The organism is Pantoea folii (assembly GCF_056678875.1).
The window spans coordinates 309,206-331,705 of sequence record NZ_JBWXON010000001.1 but is presented as its reverse complement, the minus strand read 5'-3'; the positions used below and the strand labels follow the sequence as shown (position 1 = coordinate 331,705).

At 53.9% G+C, this 22,500-nt stretch carries 20 protein-coding genes and 1 pseudogene; 16 read left to right on the top strand and 5 right to left on the bottom strand.

Features of this window, described 5'->3' with window-relative positions; genetic code table 11:
• Positions 1-4 precede the first annotated feature (4 nt).
• The 5 genes and pseudogenes from AC1MDE_RS01655 (at position 5) to AC1MDE_RS01635 (ending at position 3,310) form a co-directional block, all read left to right on the top strand.
• Positions 5-937, top strand: coding sequence for an ABC transporter substrate-binding protein (locus tag AC1MDE_RS01655; RefSeq protein ID WP_480344160.1), 933 nt, complete (start codon positions 5-7; stop codon positions 935-937).
• A gap of 9 nt (positions 938-946) precedes the next feature.
• Positions 947-1,459 carry a GNAT family N-acetyltransferase gene (locus AC1MDE_RS01650; RefSeq protein ID WP_058961713.1) on the top strand — a complete coding sequence of 171 codons (513 nt, stop codon included), beginning with the start codon at positions 947-949 and terminating at the stop codon, positions 1,457-1,459.
• Between the two features lie 56 nt (positions 1,460-1,515).
• Positions 1,516-1,632: pseudogene (locus tag AC1MDE_RS01645) on the top strand (ectoine/hydroxyectoine ABC transporter ATP-binding protein EhuA); the annotation flags it as partial.
• A complete protein-coding gene (locus AC1MDE_RS01640) occupies positions 1,632-2,537 on the top strand; it encodes an ABC transporter substrate-binding protein (protein WP_160867694.1) in 906 nt (301 codons plus the stop codon). The pseudogene AC1MDE_RS01645 and the gene AC1MDE_RS01640, both read left to right, overlap by 1 nt.
• Positions 2,538-2,881: 344 nt before the next feature.
• Entirely contained in the window at positions 2,882-3,310 is a 429-nt protein-coding gene (locus tag AC1MDE_RS01635) for a hypothetical protein (protein WP_058962362.1), read from the top strand.
• A gap of 45 nt (positions 3,311-3,355) precedes the next feature.
• Here the strand turns inward: AC1MDE_RS01635 and AC1MDE_RS01630 are convergent, their stop codons facing one another.
• Complete coding sequence (locus AC1MDE_RS01630) at positions 3,356-4,717, bottom strand: putative bifunctional diguanylate cyclase/phosphodiesterase (RefSeq protein WP_480344159.1); 1,362 nt, start codon at positions 4,715-4,717, stop codon at positions 3,356-3,358.
• Between the two features lie 412 nt (positions 4,718-5,129).
• On the opposite strand from AC1MDE_RS01630, the gene AC1MDE_RS01625 reads away from it, so the two are divergent.
• The 3 genes from AC1MDE_RS01625 to AC1MDE_RS01615 all read left to right on the top strand — a co-directional run bounded on the left by AC1MDE_RS01625 (position 5,130) and on the right by AC1MDE_RS01615 (position 6,930).
• Entirely contained in the window at positions 5,130-5,690 is a 561-nt protein-coding gene (locus tag AC1MDE_RS01625; RefSeq protein WP_058962360.1) for a non-canonical purine NTP pyrophosphatase, read from the top strand.
• Entirely contained in the window at positions 5,687-6,481 is a 795-nt protein-coding gene (locus AC1MDE_RS01620; protein WP_034829783.1) for an SIR2 family protein, read from the top strand. Before AC1MDE_RS01625 ends, AC1MDE_RS01620 begins: the two co-directional genes overlap by 4 nt.
• Before the next feature lie 74 nt (positions 6,482-6,555).
• Positions 6,556-6,930: a YebG family protein gene (locus tag AC1MDE_RS01615; RefSeq protein ID WP_058962359.1), complete on the top strand. Its 375-nt coding sequence runs from the start codon at positions 6,556-6,558 to the stop codon at positions 6,928-6,930.
• A gap of 133 nt (positions 6,931-7,063) precedes the next feature.
• Here AC1MDE_RS01615 and AC1MDE_RS01610 read toward each other — a convergent pair whose 3' ends face one another.
• A complete protein-coding gene (locus AC1MDE_RS01610) occupies positions 7,064-8,170 on the bottom strand; it encodes a Fic family protein (RefSeq protein ID WP_479401671.1) in 1,107 nt (368 codons plus the stop codon).
• Positions 8,171-8,906: 736 nt separating this feature from the next.
• On the opposite strand from AC1MDE_RS01610, the gene AC1MDE_RS01605 reads away from it, so the two are divergent.
• Positions 8,907-11,369, top strand: a complete 2,463-nt coding sequence (locus tag AC1MDE_RS01605; protein ID WP_236699800.1) for a membrane-bound PQQ-dependent dehydrogenase, glucose/quinate/shikimate family — start codon at positions 8,907-8,909, stop codon at positions 11,367-11,369.
• An 81-nt stretch (positions 11,370-11,450) separates the two neighbouring features.
• Here AC1MDE_RS01605 and AC1MDE_RS01600 read toward each other — a convergent pair whose 3' ends face one another.
• The 3 genes from AC1MDE_RS01600 to AC1MDE_RS01590 all read right to left on the bottom strand — a co-directional run bounded on the left by AC1MDE_RS01600 (position 11,451) and on the right by AC1MDE_RS01590 (position 14,674).
• Positions 11,451-12,911 carry an MFS transporter gene (locus AC1MDE_RS01600; protein ID WP_480344158.1) on the bottom strand — a complete coding sequence of 487 codons (1,461 nt, stop codon included), beginning with the start codon at positions 12,909-12,911 and terminating at the stop codon, positions 11,451-11,453.
• A gap of 89 nt (positions 12,912-13,000) precedes the next feature.
• Positions 13,001-13,693 carry an RraA family protein gene (locus AC1MDE_RS01595; protein WP_480344157.1) on the bottom strand — a complete coding sequence of 231 codons (693 nt, stop codon included), beginning with the start codon at positions 13,691-13,693 and terminating at the stop codon, positions 13,001-13,003.
• Between the two features lie 3 nt (positions 13,694-13,696).
• Complete coding sequence (locus AC1MDE_RS01590) at positions 13,697-14,674, bottom strand: hydroxyacid dehydrogenase (RefSeq protein WP_480344156.1); 978 nt, start codon at positions 14,672-14,674, stop codon at positions 13,697-13,699.
• A gap of 479 nt (positions 14,675-15,153) precedes the next feature.
• On the opposite strand from AC1MDE_RS01590, the gene AC1MDE_RS01585 reads away from it, so the two are divergent.
• From AC1MDE_RS01585 to AC1MDE_RS01555, 7 genes are all read left to right on the top strand, one after another.
• A complete protein-coding gene (locus tag AC1MDE_RS01585; RefSeq protein ID WP_058961083.1) occupies positions 15,154-15,552 on the top strand; it encodes a DoxX family protein in 399 nt (132 codons plus the stop codon).
• Between the two features lie 39 nt (positions 15,553-15,591).
• On the top strand, positions 15,592-16,068 hold the full coding sequence (locus tag AC1MDE_RS01580; RefSeq protein ID WP_034829790.1) for a GlcG/HbpS family heme-binding protein: 477 nt from the start codon (positions 15,592-15,594) through the stop codon (positions 16,066-16,068).
• 2 nt (positions 16,069-16,070) lie between these two features.
• Positions 16,071-16,727 carry a sugar dehydrogenase complex small subunit gene (locus AC1MDE_RS01575; RefSeq protein WP_034829791.1) on the top strand — a complete coding sequence of 219 codons (657 nt, stop codon included), beginning with the start codon at positions 16,071-16,073 and terminating at the stop codon, positions 16,725-16,727.
• 21 nt (positions 16,728-16,748) lie between these two features.
• Positions 16,749-18,341: a GMC family oxidoreductase gene (locus AC1MDE_RS01570; protein ID WP_479401669.1), complete on the top strand. Its 1,593-nt coding sequence runs from the start codon at positions 16,749-16,751 to the stop codon at positions 18,339-18,341.
• 2 nt (positions 18,342-18,343) lie between these two features.
• Positions 18,344-19,738: a cytochrome c gene (locus AC1MDE_RS01565; RefSeq protein WP_058961079.1), complete on the top strand. Its 1,395-nt coding sequence runs from the start codon at positions 18,344-18,346 to the stop codon at positions 19,736-19,738.
• Between the two features lie 65 nt (positions 19,739-19,803).
• Positions 19,804-20,271, top strand: coding sequence for a GlcG/HbpS family heme-binding protein (locus AC1MDE_RS01560; RefSeq protein ID WP_058961078.1), 468 nt, complete (start codon positions 19,804-19,806; stop codon positions 20,269-20,271).
• Between the two features lie 240 nt (positions 20,272-20,511).
• On the top strand, positions 20,512-22,452 hold the full coding sequence (locus tag AC1MDE_RS01555) for a methyl-accepting chemotaxis protein (protein WP_480344155.1): 1,941 nt from the start codon (positions 20,512-20,514) through the stop codon (positions 22,450-22,452).
• Positions 22,453-22,500: the final 48 nt, after the last annotated feature.

Sequence of the window (22,500 nt, the reverse complement as noted above, 5' to 3'; positions counted from 1 at the left end):
CGCTATGCAGAAAAAATCCCTTATTGCGCTGATGTTGCTGAGTTTAAGCAGTGCGGCTTTGGCTGAAGAAGTGGCGGTGAACGGTCAGCAGATCAGTATCGAAGCCAATAAAACACCGGTGAACACTGCGTCAAATCCCGCTGCGGTGGCGCAAATTCCGGCCGGACATAAGTTTGCTGTGCCAGGCTCATTTACTGTGGCGGTGGCCGCGCAGAATTCTCCGCCGTTAACCGTTTTCAGCGATGACAATAAAACCTTGCTCGGCAGTGAAGTGGATATCGCCCGTCTGGTGGCCGACAGCCTGGGATTGAAACTCAATGTGGTGCCGACCTCGTGGGAAGACTGGCCGCTGGGCGTGGCTTCCGGCAAATATGACGCGGCGATTACCAATGTCACCGTGACCAAAGAGCGTAAAGAGCGCTTCGATTTCGCCACCTATCGCAAAGATTCCCTGGGTTTTTACGTGAAATCCAGCAGCCAGATTAAATCATTGAACAAGGCCGAAGACATCGCCGGGCTGCGCATCATTGTGGGCTCCGGCACTAACCAGGAAGCGATCCTGCTGGCGTGGGACAAAGAGAATCAGGCGAAAGGACTGAAGCCTTTCACGCCGGTGTACACCAAAGATGATGCCGCACAAACGCTGGCGTTGCAGTCCGGTCGCGCCGATGCCTACTTCGGTCCGAATGTGATTGGAGCCTGGAAAGCCGCGTTAACTCATCAAACCAAACTGGTGGGCAGCGTGGATGGGGGTTGGCCGAAAGCCGCTCATATCGCGGTGACAGTGAAAAAAGACAACGGTCTGGTTCAACCGATTAACACCGCGCTCAACGGCGTGATCAAAAACGGTGACTACGACAAGGTGCTGAACCGTTGGGGTGAAGGCGTGGAGCGTCTGGATCGCTCTGAAATCAACCCGGCCGGTCTTGGCGACTAAGGAGGCTGCATGAGCCAGCAATTTTTCCGCGAAGTGCATCCTGAAGCCGCTGAGTTGCAGCCGATTATCACCGGTCTGTTTGGCGAGTATGCGGCACGTTACGGCGATTTCTTCAAAAGCTCCAACGAGGTGGAATTAACCGAGTGGTACTTGCCGCCGCGTGGGCTGTTTATCGTGCTGGAGCGTGACGGCGAGATCATCGCCATGGGCGCCTATAAACCTTATGACGACGTAACCGCGGAATTTAAACGCATCTGGACGCGTAGCGATCTGCGCCGTCAGGGATTGGCGCTGCTGATTTTGCAGGAGCTTGAACGGCGTGCGTTGCGCGCCGGTTATCAGCGCGTGTTCCTGACCACCGGATTTCGTCAGCCAGAAGCCGTGCAGCTGTATATCGGCCACGGTTATCAGCCGCAGTTTACGCTACTCGAAGATATGGAAATCTACAGTCAGCCACCTCATGACGGACGTTTACGCTTCTTCAAGGTGATTGATGTGCACAGTGTGGCGCAAGCCAGCTAAGGAGTTGAGATGAGTCAGGAAAAACATTTAACCGTGGTGCCCGCACGCTATCCGGGGCGGATCAGGTGGTATTTATGGTTGATGGCCGCATCGTCGAGCAGGGCAGTACGCACCAGGTGCTGAATCAACCGCGTCATGAGCGTACGAAACGATTTTTGGCGCGGGTGCTGTAATGGAAAGAGTGATAGTCAGCGCGCTGGCCGCATGGTTGTTCAGCTCGCCACTGTTTGCCGCAGAAACGCTGGATGCAAAAAACAACGAAACGCCAATCCACATTCCGGCTAACCCGCAAGCCATCGCCAAAATTCCGGCCGGATTTCATTTTGTGACGCCGGGATATTTGACGGTGGCGACTTCCGCATCCAATTCACCGCCGATTGGCTTGTGGGCATCAGACAATAAAACGCTGATTGGTAGCGACCCTGATTTCGCCCGGCTGCTGGCCGACAGTTTGGGGTTGAAACTCAAGCTGGTGCCTGCCGCCTGGGAAGACTGGCCGCTGGGCCTCACCGCCGGACGTTATGATGTGGCGATGTTTAATATCGCGGTGACAGAAGAACGGAAACAGAAGTTCGATTTCGCGACTTACCGCGCGGATAACCATGCGTTCGCCGTGAAAACGGACAGTGCAATCACGGCGATCAAAGGGCGCGAGGACGTGGCGGGTAAACGCATCATTGTGGGCTCCGGTACCAACCAGGAGAAAATTTTGCTGAGTTGGGATGCGAAAAACCGTGCACAGGGGTTGGCTCCGGTTCAGCCGATATATCTCAATGATGATGCCTCAGCGACGCTGGCGTTGCTCTCCGGGCGCGCCGATGCTTCATTTGGCCCACAAGCCATGGCGGCATGGAAAGTGGCGTCACGCGGTCAAACCAAAATCGTCGGTCACGGTCCGTTCCGCGCCTGGGTGGCAGTGACGACTAAAAAAGGTAATGGGCTGGATGTGGCATTACAGCAAGCGATCAATGGAGCGATAACCAGCGGACAGTACCAACAAGTGCTGGCACGCTGGGGAGAACAGGAGGAGGGCGTGGAGGCGTCACAGGTCAATCCGCCTGGGATTGTTTATCAATAAATAATTTTTTTGTTAATTGAGAGAAAACTCACAGCTTGATTGTTGTGAGTTTTTTCTTTTCAGCGTTGTTGTGAACCTATTCATTCTTTTATTTATTTTTTTGGCATGAATTAAACGGTAAATCTCGATTTTTGACCGTGAAATAAACTCGCCTTGCATTTAATTAATCGCTTCAGATGGTTTTTTATCTTCTCTTACAAGGATCGGTATTGTTTAGCCTGTCGGTAAGGTGTCATATTGGTGTTTCCAGAGGGAATGTGAGGTTGAAAAAGAGTAAAAAGGATTTTGAATGAGTCTGGCTTAACCTGCATTACCCAATCAACGTATAAAAGATTGGGGTTAACATGTTAGTTGAAAATATAAGAGGTCAACTTAATATCTGCCACGCGCAATCCCTACAGTACAGAGAAATTAAGCGGCCGAGATTGGGGGGCGTTTTCATGGAGTCAAGGGTCAGGAAACTGGAAGAGACGGTTGCCATCATCGCTACAGGTGTTGCCGTTATTACATCGAATTACGCCACTAAACAGGATATGGCTGGAGTCAGGACTGAAATCGCTGAAGTCAAATTAGAAATAGCAGAATTACGGTCCGAGGTTCGTGAAGTGAAAGCCGATGTTGCGTCCATAAAGGAAAATTACGCGACCAAGGCGGATGTACTGGCGATCAGGGGCGATCTGTACCAGGCGCTGAACAAACAAACCAAATGGATGGTTTCAATGCAACTCGTCACGTTAGGACTGGCGTTAACGATCGCCAAAGCGATATTTTAATCCTGAGCACAATGGCGGCTCAGCCGCCGCCATGGCAAAAGTCTCTTACGTTGTGGCTTTACGGATCCAAAGCGCAGCCTCTCCCGCTGGGAGTGGACGGGCAAAGTGATACCCCTGGAACAAGTTACAGCCTTTGTCGCGCAGGTAGTCGAAATACTCTTCACTTTCGATGCCTTCAGCCAGCACGTTTAATCCCATTTCACGCGACAGTTCAATTGTCTTGTGCACTACTATCGCTGCAGATTCGTTGTCAAAAATATGCATGATAAGCGATTTATCGATCTTGATATCATCAATTGCGAAATCACTGATCGATTTCAGCGATGAATAGCCTACGCCAAAATCATCGATCGCCCATTTAATGCCTAATTGACTGAAGTGCTCAATGACACTGCTGATTCTTTTTTGATCGTAAATAAAGGTGGTTTCAGTTATTTCAAACTTTAATCTTTCCGGACTGATTTTGTGATGTGAGAGCGTCAGCAAAGTATCTTGGGTAAAATCCCGATGCATCAACTGCAGTGGACTGATATTGATCGAAAACTTCAGATTGCTGAGATTATACATGCGATCCCAGTCAGACATTTGCTGCAAGGTTCTTTCCATCACCCATTTGCCAATCTCAATAATCAGCCCACTTTTCTCCGCCACAGGAATAAACACCTCCGGCGAGATAAAACCTTTAACCGGATGCTTCCAGCGCAGTAAGGCTTCGAAGCCTATCAACTTTTTATTGGTATCCACCTGTGGCTGATAGTACAGCTCCAGTTGGTTCTTTTCGATGGCGTTGGAAAGCTCCCGTTTAATCAGGTCGGTCTCCGAATAATCACCGCGTGACGTAAACACGGTTAACAGTAGCGCGATAATCGACACGCTGCAGTTAACAATATAGAAACCAAGTTCCTCAGGTATGCTCAGTCTGAAAGCCCCACTTTGCCAGGTTAATCCCGTAGCGATAAACAGCAGATAAAACGCCAGGCAAATGAGAGGAAAAATTTTACTGAGGTAATTCGATTGCTGGCGTAGCACCAGCGCGGAACCGATGGTCAGAGCCATCAGATAATTGTATTCCGAGCGCTTAACAATTGAATGATAATTATCCAGTAATAGTAGCAGGATAATACTGAATAAGAGTGCATGCACGATGATGTAAAGGTTGCGTTTTAAGCCACTGCAGAAGGCCGCACTGGTAATGTAACCACCCAGTAATGTGCTGGCAGCATATAACCAGGCAATGTCATGGTGACCCCTGACAACGTTAAACAACACCATGTAAATACCGGCCACAATGCTGGATGTCCCGGCGATCAACAAGGTTAAACGCAATTTCTTTTCCAGGCTATCGCCTTTCAAAATAAACGGCAGATTGCGAATGATTGAAAATCCTGAACTGAAATAAGAGATCATTAGCTATTCTCAGTTTTATAGTCATAATTATTTAATGTTTTCAGTCAGGTATATTAAGGAAAAGCGTGACGGCTGTCATAACTGTTTTCACGTTATTTACACTCATTCAAGCTGCATTATGATTTGACCTATGTTAGAGGAAATGAGCATTTATCCGGGTAAAACTGGCCGATTGAGGTGACTTAAGTCGATTATTTCCGCCTGCATACGGCGCGTTAAAAGAGGTTGAAAGCTCGCAGCGCATTTTATGATTACCGCGATTGCGCCTACCCTATGGCAAGTGCACACGTTAGAATGAAACCTCAGTGCCTTAAGGTAGTTGCAGTGCCAGAGGCAAAAACAACAAGCGCTGGACACGTATTCAGCCTGGCCTGACCCGAATGTGAAACCCACTTTAAAACGACTGGTTGCAATGAAAATACGCTTTCTATCTGCCAATGAGCTAAAGCTTGCCGAAGTGCGCACCATCCTGGAGCCGGTCGGCGTCGAAGTCATTCCCATCGCCCGCCGCATCGAAGAGATCCAAACAGAAAATGAAGTTGAACTGGTACGTGACAAACTCACCAAAGCCTTTTCCATCATTGGGCGTCCACTGTTTGTTGAGCACACCGGCCTGTATCTGGATGGGTTGAATGGTTTGCCTGCCGGATTGACGCGCATTTTCTGGAGCCGACTGAACGCTGAACGCTTCACTAAACTGGTTAGCGGTCTGGATAGCCCCAGCGTGACCGCCAAAACCGTGCTGGGCTATTGCGATGGTCGTAAAATGTACCAGTTTGAGGGTGAACTGCGCGGCACCATCGCACCAGCGCCGGCCGGACCGCGCGAGTTTCAGTGGGACTGCGTATTCATTCCAGAAGGCCATTCGCAGACCTTCGCTGAAATGGGTGAATTCAAAAACGAAATATCCATGCGCCGCCTGGCACTGGATCGCTTCGCCACCTTTCTTAAAACATCACGGGGACTGGCATGAAACCGGAACTCAAACGCGCCTACGATGCAGGCAAACTGATCCTGTTTGCGGGTGCGGGTATTTCACGCAATCTGGGTTTGCCGGAGTGGCATGAGCTGATTGCGCATCTGGCCAAAGAACTGGGTTACGACCCGAAGATCTTTAATACTTATGGCACACATCTTTCGCTGGCGGAGTATTACAAGCAACGCAAAGGTTCGCTCGGACCATTACGCAGCTGGATGGATCGTGAATGGCATCGCCCGGATATTGACGTGCGCAGCTCTGAAATTCACACCATGATCACCCAAGGTAACTTTTCACGCATCTACACCACCAATTACGATCGCTGGCTGGAGATGGCGCACGAAGCTCACAATGTGCCGTACAGCAAAGTGGCGAATGCGGCAGATTTGGTGTCATTAACCGAAGACAAGCGTCATATCATAAAACTTCATGGTGATTTTGACGATGATACTTCCATCGTGCTGGATGAGAGCAGCTACTTTGAGCGCCTCTATTTCGATTCGCCGCTGGATATCAAACTGACGCATGACGTGATGGGCAACTCGGTGTTGTTTGTCGGGTACAGCATCAGTGACTTTAACATTCGTCTGTTATTCTACCGGCTGACCAAGATGTGGGGCCGTACCGGATTGGCTACCGCGCGCCCCAAATCCTACTTGTTCACCAACCGCAATAATCCGGTGGCCAAAGAGGTGCTGGGGCAGTGGGGTATCGAAATGATCGTTTCAGAAGAGGACGATCCGCGCAAAGCGCTGGCGACGTTCCTGGAAGAATTACTGGCTTAATGAGCAGAAAACGTTTGCTCAAAAAAGTTTGCTTAGAATATACTGTATATAAATACAGTTAATCGAGGTGCATCATGGCAGTCGAAACCAAATATGTTGTTGTCAGAAAGGGTGAAGAAAAAATGACGTTTGCCAATAAAAAAGACGCGGATGCCTGGGACAAAATGCTCGATATGGCGGACGCCTTCACCGACTGGCTGCAGCAGCATCAGCCTGAGCTGGGTGAAGCACAGGCTGAAGCGTTAGGCATGTTACTGGCTGAACAGAAGGATGCGGTGCAGCATATCCTGCGTACCAGCAAATTACCGGATGCGGTAAAGGAAGAAGCGACAGCCGAAGTCGAGACTGAGGCTTCTGCGGAATCTGAAATCTCTGCGGAATCTGAAGCCTCTGCAGAAGCAGACACCGGTAAACCCGAAAAGAAAGTGCGCGCGGTTAAAGCTGCCTGATACTTTGCTGAGAGCTGAGAGCTGAGAGCTGAGAGCTGAGAGCTGAGAGCTGAGAGCTGAGAGCTGAGAGCTGAGAGCTGAGAGCTGATAACTGGGAGCGACGAGAAGGTCGCTCCTGTTGCCTCACTAAACTCTACAGCTTGATCTGATAACGCGTACTACGCCCACCGCCCGGTAGTTTCTCCAGACAACCTTTCTCCAGCAATTCCGTTAAATGACGCGTCGCCGTGGCTTTACTGACCTTTGCCACTTTTTGATATTGGCTGGCGCTGATACCGTCCTCAAACCCTTGTTCACCACCATCCAGTAAGCGATTCAATACGCGGTTTTGCTCAGCGTTCAATTGGGCATTGTGGTGAATCAGCCAGAATTTCGCTTTGTTCTGTATCCGCGTGACCGATGCCAGCGCCTCTTCCAGACTGTCATTGAGCACATCGAGGAACCACAGCATCCAGGCCGTGATGTCCAAATCGCCACGCTGTGTCTCTTGCAAAATCCGATAATAATCCGCGCGCCGGGTCAGAATCGATGACGACATGGCATATAAACGGATGCTTTGGCTGTCTGCTTGTGCCAGCGCCAAATCAGTCAGCGCGCGCGTAATACGACCGTTGCCATCATCGAATGGATGCAGCGTAACAAACCACAGATGACAGATGGCAGCGCGCAGCAGTGGATCGAGTTGAACCTCGTTATGGCTGTGATTAAACCAGCAAATAAACTGATCAAGCTGCCGTTCAAGCCCGTCGCGTGGTGGTGCTTCGAAATGCACGGTTGGGCGATCGATGCGCCCGGATACCACCTGCATCGGCTCCTCGCCTCGCAAACCACCTACGTTTAAACGCTTAATCGTCCATTCACTCGCCGGGAAAAGCCACTGATGCCACAGACACAGCCGCTCAAACGTGAGAGGCTCATCGCGCTGAGTGATGGCATCCATCATCATAGTGGCCAGTCCTTCAGATCGTTCGGAAACGGGATAGGGCTGCTCCAGCGAGACACCTAATCGCCGCGCAAGGGAAGACCTGACCGATTCGGCGTTAACACGCTCATCTTCAATGGCGGAGGAAGACAGGATGTTGGTGAGCAAAGTATTCAACGTTTGCGTATCGGTGTTATTGGATATGCTTGCGCGGCCCAGCAAAATGCCGCGCTGCTGCTGGAGATAGCGCAATCGTGGCAGGAGTTTTTCCTCTTGCCAGCGAAAACTTGGCCAATCAGGTTTCTGCCATATCCACATATATTGCCTCATATCCTTTGCCAGTGAGCCAAACAGTCTGGTGATTAGGCTCAATTACTGAGCCATAAAGCCGCTTTATTCGGCTCACATAATGAGTTGAATGATACTGCCTAATTGGCTCAAACGCCAGTTCATTCAGCCCACCAACGAATGTAAGCCGCATGAGAAGGCGAAATGGGTGGCGATTTCAGGCTGAAATTTTAGGTGAGCCAGGAAAGGGTCTGTGTGCCAGATGGCGACCTGAGCGCCGCCATCTGGGAAAATGAAGTGACTATCGCTATAGCAGTGATGGAGAGCAGATCAATGGGTGAAAAGTGAAAATGTTCCAGAGTAGTAGATCACCATCCACGCCACATACACCAGCCAAACCAATAGCAATCCTGTTAAGCCTAATTTACCTGTCATGATGCATTCCTCTTGTTGTTTGGCGTCATGCGCCCTGTAACGAATAAGCTGACAGGATGGTGAGATAGCGATCTTGCGCCAGATCAAAAACAGCAGGATTTTGTCGCGGAAATGCGCAGACAAAAATTGATCGGGATTAGATATGGGTGTTTGCCCCCGCCTCAACAAACTATTTATCACAGAAATTATAAGGAATTTAAGCGGATAAAAAGTGCCGCTTATTGAACATATTTGCCAAATATCCCGGCATAACCCTCCAGATATTCTAGAGTTAATCGCGAAGTTTAAAAAATACACAATCCTGCAATCGTTTATGGCAAAGGACATTATTTTGAACATCGCAAACCCAATACCCAGACTTTCGTTCTGGAATAAACTATTTGCTCTTATTCTGCTGTTGTTGGGGATTATTCTGGCCGCAGGCGGGGGCTGGCTGGTGGCCGTAGGCGGAAACTGGTACTACGTGCTGGCGGGTATAGGGCTGATCATCTCTGCTGTACTGATATTCATGAAGCGCACCAGCGGTGCAGGCTGGTTCGCGCTGGTGTTTGTCGGTACGCTGATCTGGACCATCCAGGAATCGGGGCTGGATTACTGGCGCTGGGTTCCGCGCTTTGCGCTAATGCTGATTCTTGGCATTGTGTTTGCCTTTCAGTTGCCCAATCTGGCACCGCGCGTCAGTCGGGGTGCTTCACGCGCGCTGGCGGCGGTGCTGATTGTCGCCTTTGTGGTCGCCGCTGCGCTGCCCTTTGCGCCACTTAATGAAACGCCGGCCACCGATGTACCCGCTGCGGGTTCGGCCAACTTCATGGCGGATACCGGTAATGGGAAAGCCTCCACGCCAGACAATGGTGACTGGTATACCTACGGCGGTTCTCTGGCGTCGCAGCGTTTCGCCAATGCCAGCCAGATTACCCCGGATAACGTAAAAGACCTCAAGCTGGCCTGGCAATTCCGCACCGGCGATTTACCCAAAGCGCGTTGGGGCGGTGAAAACACCCCAATCAAAGTGGGCGATACGCTCTATACTTGTACCGCACGCAATATGGTGTTCGCGCTGGATGCCGCTACCGGCAAAGAGAAGTGGCACTTTGATCCGAAGGTCAGCGACAAATCTATTCCGTACACCGCCGCCTGTCGAGGGTTAACCTGGTATGACAGCCAGACCAACAGCCATGCAACCACTGGACAGGAAGCGGCTGTTGCACCGAACAGTGATAACAGTGACTGCCAGCAGCGCATCATTCTCGGTACGCTGGATGCCCGCATCATTGAGTTGAACGCTAAAACTGGTGAAGTGTGCCGCAGTTTCGGCAATCAGGGCACGGTCAATCTCGCGGAAGATATGGGGGAAACCTATGACGGCTATGTGGCCATTAACTCCGCGCCGGTGGTGATACGTGACACGTTGGTAGTGGGACATCAGACGATCGATGGACAGCGCGCATTTGGCCCGCCGGGCGTCATCAAAGCCTATGATGTGCGCACGGGCGCGCTGAAATGGGCATGGGATGCTGCCGACCCGGATACGGCGACACCGAAGAAAGGACCTAATGCCTATAAACGCGGTTCACCGGATGTCTGGACCTCGTTCACCGGTGATGACAAGTTAGGATTAGTGTATCTGCCGGTCGGGAACTCCTCCGGTGACTATTGGAGCGGTACGCGCTCGCCTGCCGAAAACAAGTATTCGGTCTCACTGACGGCATTAAATATCGATACCGGCTTACCGGCCTGGACTTTCCAGACAGCACACAAAGATGTGTGGGATTACGATCCCGGTTCTCAGCCCACGCTGGTGGATTATCCGGATAAAAACGGCGGTAAGACACCGGCAATTATCATGCCGACCAAACAGGGCGAAATTTATGTGCTGGATCGCCGTACCGGTAAATCGCTATTTGGCGTTGAGGAGCGACCAGTGCCCGGTGGCGGCGTCGAGCCGGATCAGCGTTCGCCTACCCAGCCTTATTCGCTATTCCATCATCTGAGCAAACCGGATCTTACGCCGCAGGATATGTGGGGCTTAACACCGGTGGATCAGTTGGTGTGTCGCATTCAGTTCCAGCAAGCCAGTTATAAAGGGCAGTACACACCACCGGAAGCCGATCGTCATTCGATTGAGTATCCGGGTTATAACGGCGGTTCTGACTGGGGCAGTGTGGCAGTGGATCCGACTCGCGGCATCATCATTGCAAACTACAACGATATGCCGAACTACAACATTCTGGTGCCGCGTGCGAAAGCCGATGCGATGGGTTGGAAACCCCGCGATGAAGTCCCGTATAACCCACACGATACCGGTCATGCGGAAGGGGCAGGCGATCCACAAATCGGCGTGCCTTACGCGGTGAACGTGAATGCGGGTTGGCGCTTGCCGTACACCGGCATGCTGTGTAAAGAGCCGCCATATGGTGGCATCCGCGCCATTGACCTGCGTGATGGCCGCACTATCTGGGATCGTCCACTGGGCACTGCACGTCGCAATGGCCCATTTGGTCTGCCAACCGGATTGCCGATTAACATTGGTACGCCGAATAATGGCGGTTCCGTGGTGACATCCAGCGGGCTAATCTTTGTCGCGGCGGCCACCGATGACTTAATTCGCGCCATCGACATGAAAACCGGTAAGGAAGTGTGGAGCACGGAACTGCCTGCAGGGGGCCAGGCCAACCCGATGATCTACACGCAAAATGGGCGCGAGTATCTGGTGATTGTCGCAGCAGGGCATCACTTTATGGAGACGCCGGTGGGCGATTATGTGCTGGCATACGCGCTGCCTGAACAGAAATAACCACCATTCAAAACGGGATTAGGCTGCGGCCTAATCCCGCCATAAACACATTGTCATCACATCCCTTTGGTCATCACGCCCTCAGGGGTTCACCTCTTCCAGGCGGCGATTCAGCGTGCGTGGACCAAATACACCAATGGTAAACACCACAATCGCCATCGCGCCGGAAATCACGGCAAACACTGAACTGACCCCCATCTCACTCAGCACCCAGGCAATGGTAAAGCCTGACAACATGCCGCTGATACGGCTCACCGAATAGACCAATCCAATCGCTTTAGCGCGGAAACGCGTCGGGAACAGTTCCGCCTGATAGGCTCGGTAGGAGAAGGTCATACAGGTGCTGGCCAGCGACAGCAGCAGTCCCAACGTCACCAGCATCACCGGTTGCGACTGCCAGGAAAACACCGTGCCGACGAGGGCAATGGCCAGCGCGGATCCACTCACCAGCCACTTACGCTCAATGCGATCGGCAAAGGTCATTGCCAGCAGCGGCCCCAACGGGCTGGCAAAAGCGATCAGGAAGGAATAGAGCAAGCTGTGGGTAAAGGTCACACCTTTTGCTGCCAGCAGTGTCGGGATCCAGCTGGCAAAACCGTAATAGCCAATCGACTGAAAGAAGTTGAACACCAGCAGCATGAGGGTGCGACGGCGGTAAGGCGGACGCCACATCTCATTTTTCACTGCCGGTTTAGATTCAATGGGCTGCAACAAATGGTTATCAATGGCAGGCAGCGCCGCGCCAGTGGATTTAACCACGCGCGCTTCGAGTCTGCGTACCACGTCTTCCGCTTCTTTGTAACGGCCTTGCTCAACCAGCCAGCGCGGGCTTTCGGGTAAGCCCATGCGCAGGATCCACACCAGCACCGCGCCGATACAGCCAAACAACACCACCCAACGCCAGCCGCTCAGGCCGAGAATTTCCTGGGGGACCAGCTGCCATGAGAGGAAAGCGATGGTCGGAATCGAGGTGTACTGGATGGCCTGCACGAAGGCATAAGATCTGCCGCGCAGACGCGCCGGGATGAATTCGGAGACATAGGCATCAATAGTGACCAGTTCAGCACCAACGCCAATCCCCGACACAATGCGCCAGAACACAATGGAAAACGGATGGTGCTGAAACGCCATAATGCCACTGGCGATCGCGTAAACCAGTAATGCGATAATAAACACCTTTTTGCGCCCGATGCGGTCGGCCAGATTGGCAATCAACAAGGTGCCGAGGAAAACCCCGAGGAACATCGCCGCGACAAACGCCCCCAGGCTATGGGGATCAAAAAAGTTATGGCTGCCGTGGGAAAAAATCCCCTCACGCACCATACCGGGACCGATATAGGCGGTCAGGAACACGTCATACACTTCAAACCAACCACCCAATGCCAGCGCAAAAATAATCAGCCACAGCGGGCGGGCGGCAGGTAAGCGTTCCAGACGCGCAGAGAGTTGCGCAACAAATGCTTTGCCTTCTTCTGGTGTGAAGTTGTCACGCCAGGTCATCGGCGGGGGGATCAACTCGCTCAGCGAAATTTTTTTCAGCACGGTAGGGTACTCCGTTGTTTTTATAATGGTTTGTTAAGGGCTGGCCGGATGGCCATGCCCGATAACACAGGTGATTCAGGGATTTAACGTTAAACCGGGCAGCCTTTCGCACGCAGAATCGCGTTGAAGCGCTCAGGGTCGTTGTTGCCTGCCACGTTGCTGGCGCGGATCTTCTCCTCACGCTGTGCATGTTGCTGTACGCGAGGCAGCAGCACACTCAGCTCATCCTGCGGGATCGCAATCACACCGTCGGCATCGGCCACGATCAAATCGCCGGGTGACACCACCAGTCCTGCACAGTGCACCGTGGTGTTCACTTCACCAGGGCCTTCTTTGGAAGGGCCGCGCAGAGTGTTACCCCGAGCCCAGCAGGCAATACCGCCTTCTGCCCATTCATTCAGGTCGCGCACGGCGCCATCAATCACGAAACCGGCAATCTTTTTGGTGACGGCAGAGGTGCGCATCAAGCCACCGATCAGCGCCTGAGTCAGATCGCCCGAGCCATCGACCACAATCACATCGCCCGGTTGCGCCATTTCGATGGCCTTATGGATCATCAGGTTATCGCCAGGACGTACTTTCACGGTGATCGCCGGGCCGCACAGCATCAGGTTGGCATCGTTGTGATACGCCTGTAAGCCAAGTGCACCAACACTGCGCCCCATGGAGTCGCCAATGTTCGGCACCGGCAAGGCACGGAAGGCATCAATCACGCCCGCATCAATCTGTGCGCCGCGCTCACCGATGAAATAGCCAATCGGCCAGTCTTTGTGGATGGTCATAAGTTAACTCCGGTTTAACACCTGCGGATTAACGCAGGCGGATGGGTTGATCTGTTGGTTATCAAGAAAAGCCAGACACTGACGTGCTGCGCTCTGTGCAACGGCATCCAATGCCTGCGGGGTGGAACCGCCAATATGCGGAGTCACGATCAGGTTGCTGAGCGCGCGGAAGGGATGATCGGCAGCCAGCGGCTCAAGGGTCACCGTGTCCAGCGCTGCGGCACGCAGTTGCCCGCTTTGTAATGCGGCAGCCAGCGCCTCTTCATCAATCAATTCACCGCGTGCGGTGTTGATCAGCGTGGCTTGAGCAGGCAACTGTGCCAGGCGTTGCGCGTTGATCATCAAACGGGTTTTGGGCGTGACCGGACAGTGAAGACTCAGCACGTCCGCCAGCGGCAATAATTCGTCCAGCGAGGTACAGCGTTGCGCCCCTTCAAAGTCACCATTAGCCGGAGCAGCGGGATCGAAAAATGCGACCTGCATCCCAATCACACTCGCGAAGCGCGCCACGCGGCGGCCGATTTCGCCAAAGCCGATCAGACCCAGGGTTTTGCCCTGTAGTTCTTCGCCATCACCGCTGCGGGTCCAGCGCCCGGCGGCGACTTCCTGCTGAAAATAGGGCAGACGGCGCGCGCAGTTCAGCATCAGCGCCAGCGTCAGTTCGGCAACAGATTGCGCATTGGTGGCGGGCGTGGTCAGCACCGGAATGCCACGTTCGGTAGCGGCAACCACATCAATATTGGTGACGCCCACGCCGTGTTTGCAGATGATTTTCAGCGTTGGACAAGCGTTGATGGCTTTCGCGTTCAATTCAACGGTGCGCGAGATCACCGCGTCATACGCCACGCTGCTCATACGCTGTTCAACTTCCGCAACGTCATTGGCGTCATCCAGATAATCGACCACACAGCCTGCTTCAGCGAGCAGTTCACGGCCGCCCTGGCCGAGGCTGGTAGTGGTCACGAGAAAGCGATAAGTCATGTCGGTTCTCCGATAGGGTTTACGTCATCCTGGCATCGACAACCGATAAAAAATATTCTGCGAAGGTTATTAATTCATTCCTGACAGGAATAATGACCTGAGGCGGAAGCTGAATCGTCACACGCCATAATGTTGGAATTTTGTTAACAAACAGATCGCATGTTGCTGGGATTGTGTTCTGCTATACGCTTCAGGATTTTTACTTAAAAAATCGTTAAAAACGCAGAGTTAGCGGAGCGCAGCGGCCGTATATCAGCAGGCTAAAGACCGCACAAATAGTGTGATCTACTTCAAAAACCTCCCTCAGCACCCTGACACCCCTCAGTTATTTTATCGTCGTTGTTTTGAGCAAAGTGCGCCGCAAAGTTGCACAACTCATGCATTGCGCGTTTTTTAGCCGCACGAAATGATAAATGTAACTAAAGTTATAGAGTGTACCGTTTGGTTCATTAACAACTACATAATAGAACGGTTACATCATGTCTCACTCAAAAGATCTCTTCGCTGTGCTCGGCCGCGTCATGGCGGTGGGTCTGTTTTTCGCTTCCGGTCTCGACAAAATCACCCACTACGCAGACAACCTGCAAACCATGGCGAACAACGGTGTTCCCGCCTTTTTCCTGCCGCTGGTGATCCTGCTGGAAGTGGGGGGCGGTCTGGCCATTGCCTTTGGTTTTCTGACGCGGTTCACGGCCATTTTTATGGCGGTGTTCTCGGTTCTGGCCGGATTCCTGTTCTATCAGGGATACAGCCATGCACACCTGATGGTGTGGTTAAAAAATATCTCCTGCGCTGCCGGTTTCCTGATGCTGTGTCTGAATGGCGGCGGCAAATGGAGCCTCGATCATCTGATTCAGCAACGTCTAGCACGCCATTAAGATTTTCACCTAACCCATTAATTATTCAGGACAATACCCATGAAAAAACTCCCAACAGTGCTGCTGTGCGGTGGACTTTTCTGTGCCGCGAGCCAGGCCGCCGAACCCGTTAACCAGGTCGCCGTATTAACCCATCACCAGGCGCAACAGCTGGTGGAGAAAGCTGAGCAGATTATTGGCAGCCATCACATCGGCGGCGCGATTGCGGTGGTCGATCCTTTTGGTCAGCTGATCGCTTATGAGCGTCTGGATGGTGCCACGCTGGCCAACAGCGAACTCGCGCCGAAGAAAGCGCACTCTGCGGCCGCCTTTGGCGTGCCAACGTCCAGCTTCCAGCAGAAAATCGCTGCCGGTAATGTCGGCATGCTGGGTAACCCGGTGGTGGTGCCGCTGCCTGGCGGTGAGCCAGTGAAAGTGAACGGTGTGGTTGTGGGCGCCATTGGTGTCAGCACGCCAGATGGCAACGTGGATGCAGAAGCGGCGCAGGGCGCGCTGTCGGCGTTGAAAGCAGGTTAGCCATGGAAAGAAGACGTTTTTTACAACTGATGATGGCCACACCGGTCATCGTTTCTATCCCGTTGCAACCGCTGTTGGCCGCACCTGCTGATGCCTCACAAGCGCTGCTCTTGCGTGCCAGTGAACTGTTAACCGGACGCCGTGGCCTCGATATCGGCATCACTGAACGGTTATGGACGCTGCTGTGTGAACAGGATGCAGGATTCCCGGCTCAGCTAGCGCGCCTGATGACGCGTCTCAATGCGTTGCATAGCGAAGATCGTGAGCAGATCGTCGCGCAGCTGGATGACGCGGATGTGAAGACCGCGCTGACAATTATCTCGCCGTGGTATCTCGGCTATACCGGTCATCCGTCTACGACCAAAGCGGTGGATGACGCGCACTTCGTGACCTTCCTGTCGGCGCTGATGTATGAGCCCACGCGTGATCACACCATTCGCCCAAGTTATGCCAGAGCGGGCGGAGATTATTGGGCCGAAGTGCCTCCGGGCGTCACAGCGCCACCGATGTCCACCTTGATCCGCGAATGGGGCGATCAATCGCCCCTCGCCGCAAAGCAGATTAAACAGCCTGATGCACCCTGGTTACTGATGGTGCAGGGCAAAGCCAAAACCCTCGTGGAAGCCGAGGCGATGCTGGCGCAGCACAATACCCTATAACAAGAATCGAGCAGGTACATCATGAGTGAATTTGATGCTGACGTGGTGATCGTCGGCTCCGGTGCGCTGGGCGCCAACGCCGCTTATCAGCTGGCGAAAGCGGGCAAGTCGGTGATTATGCTGGAAGCAGGGCCTTATATTCCACGCTGGAAAGTGGTGGAAAACTACCGAAACGGTGCCAGTAAACGTAACTGGTGCACGCCTTATCCGAATCTGCCGTGGGCACCCAACTCTTACACCGAAGGGTATATCGATGCCAAAGGGGATGACGATTTCGAATACGTCACCAGCTACTTACGCGTGGCCGGTGGCAGTACGCGTCACTGGGCATCCGCCTGCTGGCGCTTGTTACCCAACGACTTCAAGCTGAAAAGCGTCTACGGCGTTGGCCGCGACTGGCCGTTTGAATACAGCGAGCTGGAGCCCTGGTATGTCAAAGCCGAGCGTGAAGTCGGCGTCGTCGGCACCGCCAATGAGGACCAAAGCGGGCAAGGGCGCGGTCACTATCCGCCACGTTCAGCGGAATATCCGCTGCCGCCGGAAGCCAAGCCGTATATGGTGCAGCGCATGCAATCAAAGCTGGGCCCGATGGGTTATCAGGTGATCCATGAGCCGCACGCCCGCGTGTCACGTCCCTATGATGGCCGTCCGGCTTGCGCGGGTAACAACAACTGCGAACCGATCTGCCCGATTGGCGCGATGTACTCCGGCGATATGCACGTCGATAAAGCGGTGGCGCTGGGTGTGCAGTTGCGCACCGAATGTGTGGCCTGGAAGCTGGAGAAAGGCGCAGGTAACAAGATCGTCGCGCTGCATTATCGCCAGCCTGATGGCAAAGACACGCGCCTCACCGCGAAAACTTTCATCATCGCCGCACACGGGCTGGAAACGCCGAAGCTGCTGCTGATGAATGACGTGGCCAATAGCTCCGATCAGGTCGGTCGTAACCTGATGGATCACACCGGTTTGAGCCTGACGTTCCTTGCAGACGAACCGCTGTGGACCGGGCGTGGTTCGGTGCAGCACGGCACCATCGCCAATCGTCGTGATGAAGCCACACGTGCACAGCACTCGGCGATCCGCTATTCGCTGCGTAACCTGGTGCCCAACGTCGATGTCACTGTGCCGTTGCTGAAACAGGGCATGATGGGGCAAGCGCTGGATGATGCGATTCGTGACCGCGCTTCGCGCATCATGAATATCAGTACCATGAGCGAAACGCTGCCGAGTCCCACCAACCGCGTGACGCCAAATTACGATCGCAAAGATTCGATTGGCCTGCCGATGCTCAACGTCAATTACCATCTTGATGATTACGTGCGCGGTATGCGCCCGCAGGCGTACAAGGATTTCGCTAACTTCCTGCAGGCCTTTAACGGTGAAGTGATTGAAGCACCGACCGGCTGGCGCAATCAGTATCACATCATGGGCACCACTATCATGGGTGATAACCCACGTGATTCAGTGGTCGATGCGCACTGTCGTAGCTGGGATCATCCCAATCTGTTCCTCGCCACCACCGGCGTGATGCCCACCTCTGCCACGGTAAACCCTACGTTGACGGGCATCGCGTTGGCGCTGCGTATGGCCGATACCATCGCGAGGGAGATCTGATCATGCGCAAACATATCAGACATCTGGCTGCGGCAAGCCTGTTGCTGGCCGGCGCTGTGCAGGCGCAGGACGCCTCGCCGGATCTGGTCAAACGAGGGGAATATCTGGCCACCGCCGGTGACTGCTCGGCCTGTCATCGCGATCCGCACAGCGGCAAACCTTTCTCGGGCGGTTACGCGATTCAGTCACCGATGGGAATGATTTACGGTTCCAACATTACGCCGTCGAAAACCGCTGGGATTGGCAACTATAGCCTGGCGGATTTCACTGCGGTGATGCGCAAAGGCAAAGCACCGGGCAATCATTACCTCTATCCGGCGATGCCTTATACCTCATTTGCCGGGCTGTCAGATGAGGATATCCACGCGCTTTACTCCTATCTGATGCTGGGCGTGCCAGCCGATAATCATCCGGCCCCCGAAACCGATCTGCCATTCCCGTTCTCCTTCCGTCCGGTGATGGCGATGTGGAATCTGCTGTTCCTGGATAGCAAGGCCGTGCCGGGCAGCAATGCGGCATCAGGCAGTGCAGAACGGGGCGAATATTTGGTCCGTACGCTGGCGCACTGTTCCACCTGCCATACCCCACGTAACGGCATGATGGCGGAACAGGGCGATCGTTTCCTGTCGGGCGGTAAGGTTGGCAGCTGGACAGCACCGAATATCACGCCAGATGCACAGGCAGGTATCGGTGACTGGAGCGAAGCGGAGATTGTCACTTACCTGCGCACTGGTGCGCTGCACGGTAAAGCAATTGCCGCGGGTGAGATGGGCACCGCGGTGCAGAACTCGTTCTCCAAAATGCAGCAGAGCGATCTGGAGGCAATGGCGCACTACCTGAAGCAGGTGCCTGCGATTGGCGGCGCGGATCGTAAAGCGCCTTCGGTAGCGCCACAGCCTACACCGCTGTCGGCCATTGAAACCGGCATGAAAGATGAGATCGCCGATTATGTCTCCGGCGATGCGATGAGCGGGGCGCAGCTGTACAACGGCGCCTGTGCCACCTGCCACGCCAGTGACGGGCGCGGAACCCACGATGCTCAGCGTTTCTATCCCTCGCTGGTGGGATCTTCAGCGGTGCTGTCAGACGATCCCGCCAACCTGATCATGACGATTGCGGAAGGGGTCGATCGCCAGACTGGTAACGATCACGCCTTTATGCCGGAATTTCGTACGCAGTTTAGTCAGGCCGAACTGGCCAAAGTGGCGGACTACGTCTCTACCAACTTCGGCAACCCGCAGCATGCGATTACGCCAGCTGACGTTGAGCAAACGCTGAAAGGCGAAAGCGGCAGCTGGCTGGTGCGATACGCGCATGCGTTAAGCATCATCGGTGGCGTCGTTGCGCTGCTGGTGATCGTGATGGCATTGATCCTTTTCCTGCGCCGCCGGAAATAACTTTTACGGGCGGCGTTGACGTCGCCCGCATTCAAAACGGTATGACCCTTTAAGGAGTAACTTCAATGAAAAAGGCTTTATCCCTTGCGCTGTTGAGCGCCGCGCTGTTCGGTTCTGCTGCCGCGCATGCCACCCTGACGCAAACCATTCTTTCCCAGGGCGATGCGCAGAAGCTGATCGCGGCCGCGCAGGAAAAAGCGCACGCGCTGAACGCCAACGTCTGTATTGCCGTGTTGGATCAGTCAGGCCAGCTGCTGGCATTTAACCGTATGGACAATGCACCGGTCGGCTGTATCGATTCTTCCATTCTGAAAGGCCGTGCGGCTGCGTTGTATCGCACGCCAACAGACAAATATATGGATCGCGCCAACGGTAAAGAACCGGCTATCGCGACCTTACCGGGCGTCATTCCGCTCGGCGGCGGCTCACCGGTGGTGTGGCAGAACAACACCATTGGTGCGGTGGGCGTCAGCGGTTCTGCTAACCCGAATGAGATCGCCATCGCAAAAGCAGCAAGCGAGAGTTTTAAATAACGACGTATTTCGTTGCGAAGATATTGATGACATTAAGGTGCACCCTAAAGCACCGGCGGGCGGCCTGAGCGGCGCCCGCGTAACAAAACACTCTGCAGAACCCCATTTCATTACGCGCTCCTCCGACCTGCGCCCCCATCAAGTTACTGCACCGGACGCCGATAGTCTTTTAAGCAGGATGTACGTGCACAGGGAGTGGTTCATTTCTAACTGAATAAGTGTCAACCCAGGAGCGCCATAATGGCCAAACACGCACCACCTAAGAAAACAATGAGCACCCGCACGCAGATGCTGCTGACGGGCGCCTTAACCATCACCCTTGGTTTTGCCGTCACCATCGGCGTGTTGAGCTGGCAGTCCAGTAATGAACAAAAGTCACTGGCTGAAAACTATCTCAAGAAAATTGCAGAAACGCAGGCGCTGCAAATCCAGCATGAGCTGAGTTATGCACGAGATGTCGCCCATAACCTTGGACACAGCCTGATCGCGCTGCCTGCGGCAGGGATTATGGATCGAAAGGTGGCTGACAAAGTGATGGAGTCTGCGTTGCGTGATAACCCAGACTACTTGTCGATTTCGGTGACCTTTGAAGAGAACGCCTTCGATGGACGTGACGCAGAGTTCGCTACCCAACCGAATGCAGCACCGAAGGGGCGTTATGCCTACTTTGTCGATCGCGATCAGAGCGGTACTTTTAACATTCATCCGCTGACCTCAATCTTTACCCCTGGTCAGGGAGACTACTATCTGCTGCCGCAGAAGAGCCAGAAAGACACGCTGATTGAACCTTATACCTATGCTTACAACGGTATTCCCACATTGCTGACATCCGTAGCTGCCCCGATTGTCAGTCAGGGGAAACTTTGGGGTGTCGTCACATCCGACATTTCCCTCGCGTCATTGCAAGAAAAGGTCAACAAAATCAGACCATGGGATGGCACGGGTTACGCCATGCTGCTGTCCAGCGCGGGCAATGTGGTGTCCTATCCGGACAAAAACCAGACCAGTAAGCCGTGGAAGGGCGACACACACAACTACAGCACGTCAGTGGTAGAGCAACATGACGCGTTATTGGGTGAAGATGGCATGGTCACCTGGCAGCCCATCGTGATCGGCAACAGCGATCAGAAATGGTATCTCGGCGTGGTCGCGCCGGTGAGCAAAGTGATGGCTGCAGCGCATCGCCAACTGGTCAACGCCGTGATCCTGATGATCATTAGCATTCTGGTGGTCTGCGCCCTGCTGGGGCTGTTATTCAGCCGCAAAGTATTGAAACCGATCGGTGGCGAGCCGCTGGAAGCCGCGACCATTGCGTTGGCGGTGGCGGACGGCAAGCTGGATAACGTCATCACACTGAAAGGGCGCGATAACAGCAGCCTGTTCTATGCGCTGCATACTATGCAAAACCAGCTGCGTGAGATTGTTGGGCAAATTCAGGACGCCAGTTCCTCCGTTCGTCAGGGCGCAGGCGAAATTGCCAGCGGCAACCTTAATCTGGCCTCGCGCACGGAAGAACAGGCGGCAGCCCTGGAACAAACCGCCGCCAGTATGGAGCAAATCACCGCCACAGTGAAACACAACGCCACTAATGCGCATCAGGCCACGGCGTTGACGGAAAACGCCACGCAGATCGCCAGCCGGGGTGAATCGCTGGTGGGTGAGGTGGTACAGACCATGGCGCAGATCGATGACAGTGCGAAGAAGATTGGCGATATCACTGCCATCATCAACAGCATCGCTTTCCAGACTAACATCCTTGCATTGAATGCGGCGGTGGAAGCGGCGCGTGCCGGCGAGCAGGGGCGTGGTTTCGCGGTGGTGGCTTCTGAAGTGCGTAATCTGGCGCAGCGCAGTGCTAACGCCGTGAAAGAGATTGCGGCGCTGATTGAGGAGTCGAGCCAGCGTGTCGGCAGCGGTGTTCAGCTGGTGCAGGACGCCGGTAAGACCATGCAGGAGATGACCCAGGCAGTGAATTCAGTGCGGACTATCATCGGTGAGATCGTGGTGGCATCCGATGAGCAGGCGCGCGGTATCAGCCAGGTCACCATCGCGGTGAATGAAATGGACGGCACCACCCAGCAGAACGCCGCGCTGGTGCAACAGATGTCGGCGGCGGCCAGTTCGCTGGAAGACCAGGCTGCACAACTGGCGCAAACGGTAGGGCGTTTTCAGTTGAGTTGAGCCAGCCGTCTGCGTTGAAGACCTTGTCACAACGGGCCGCGCCTTATA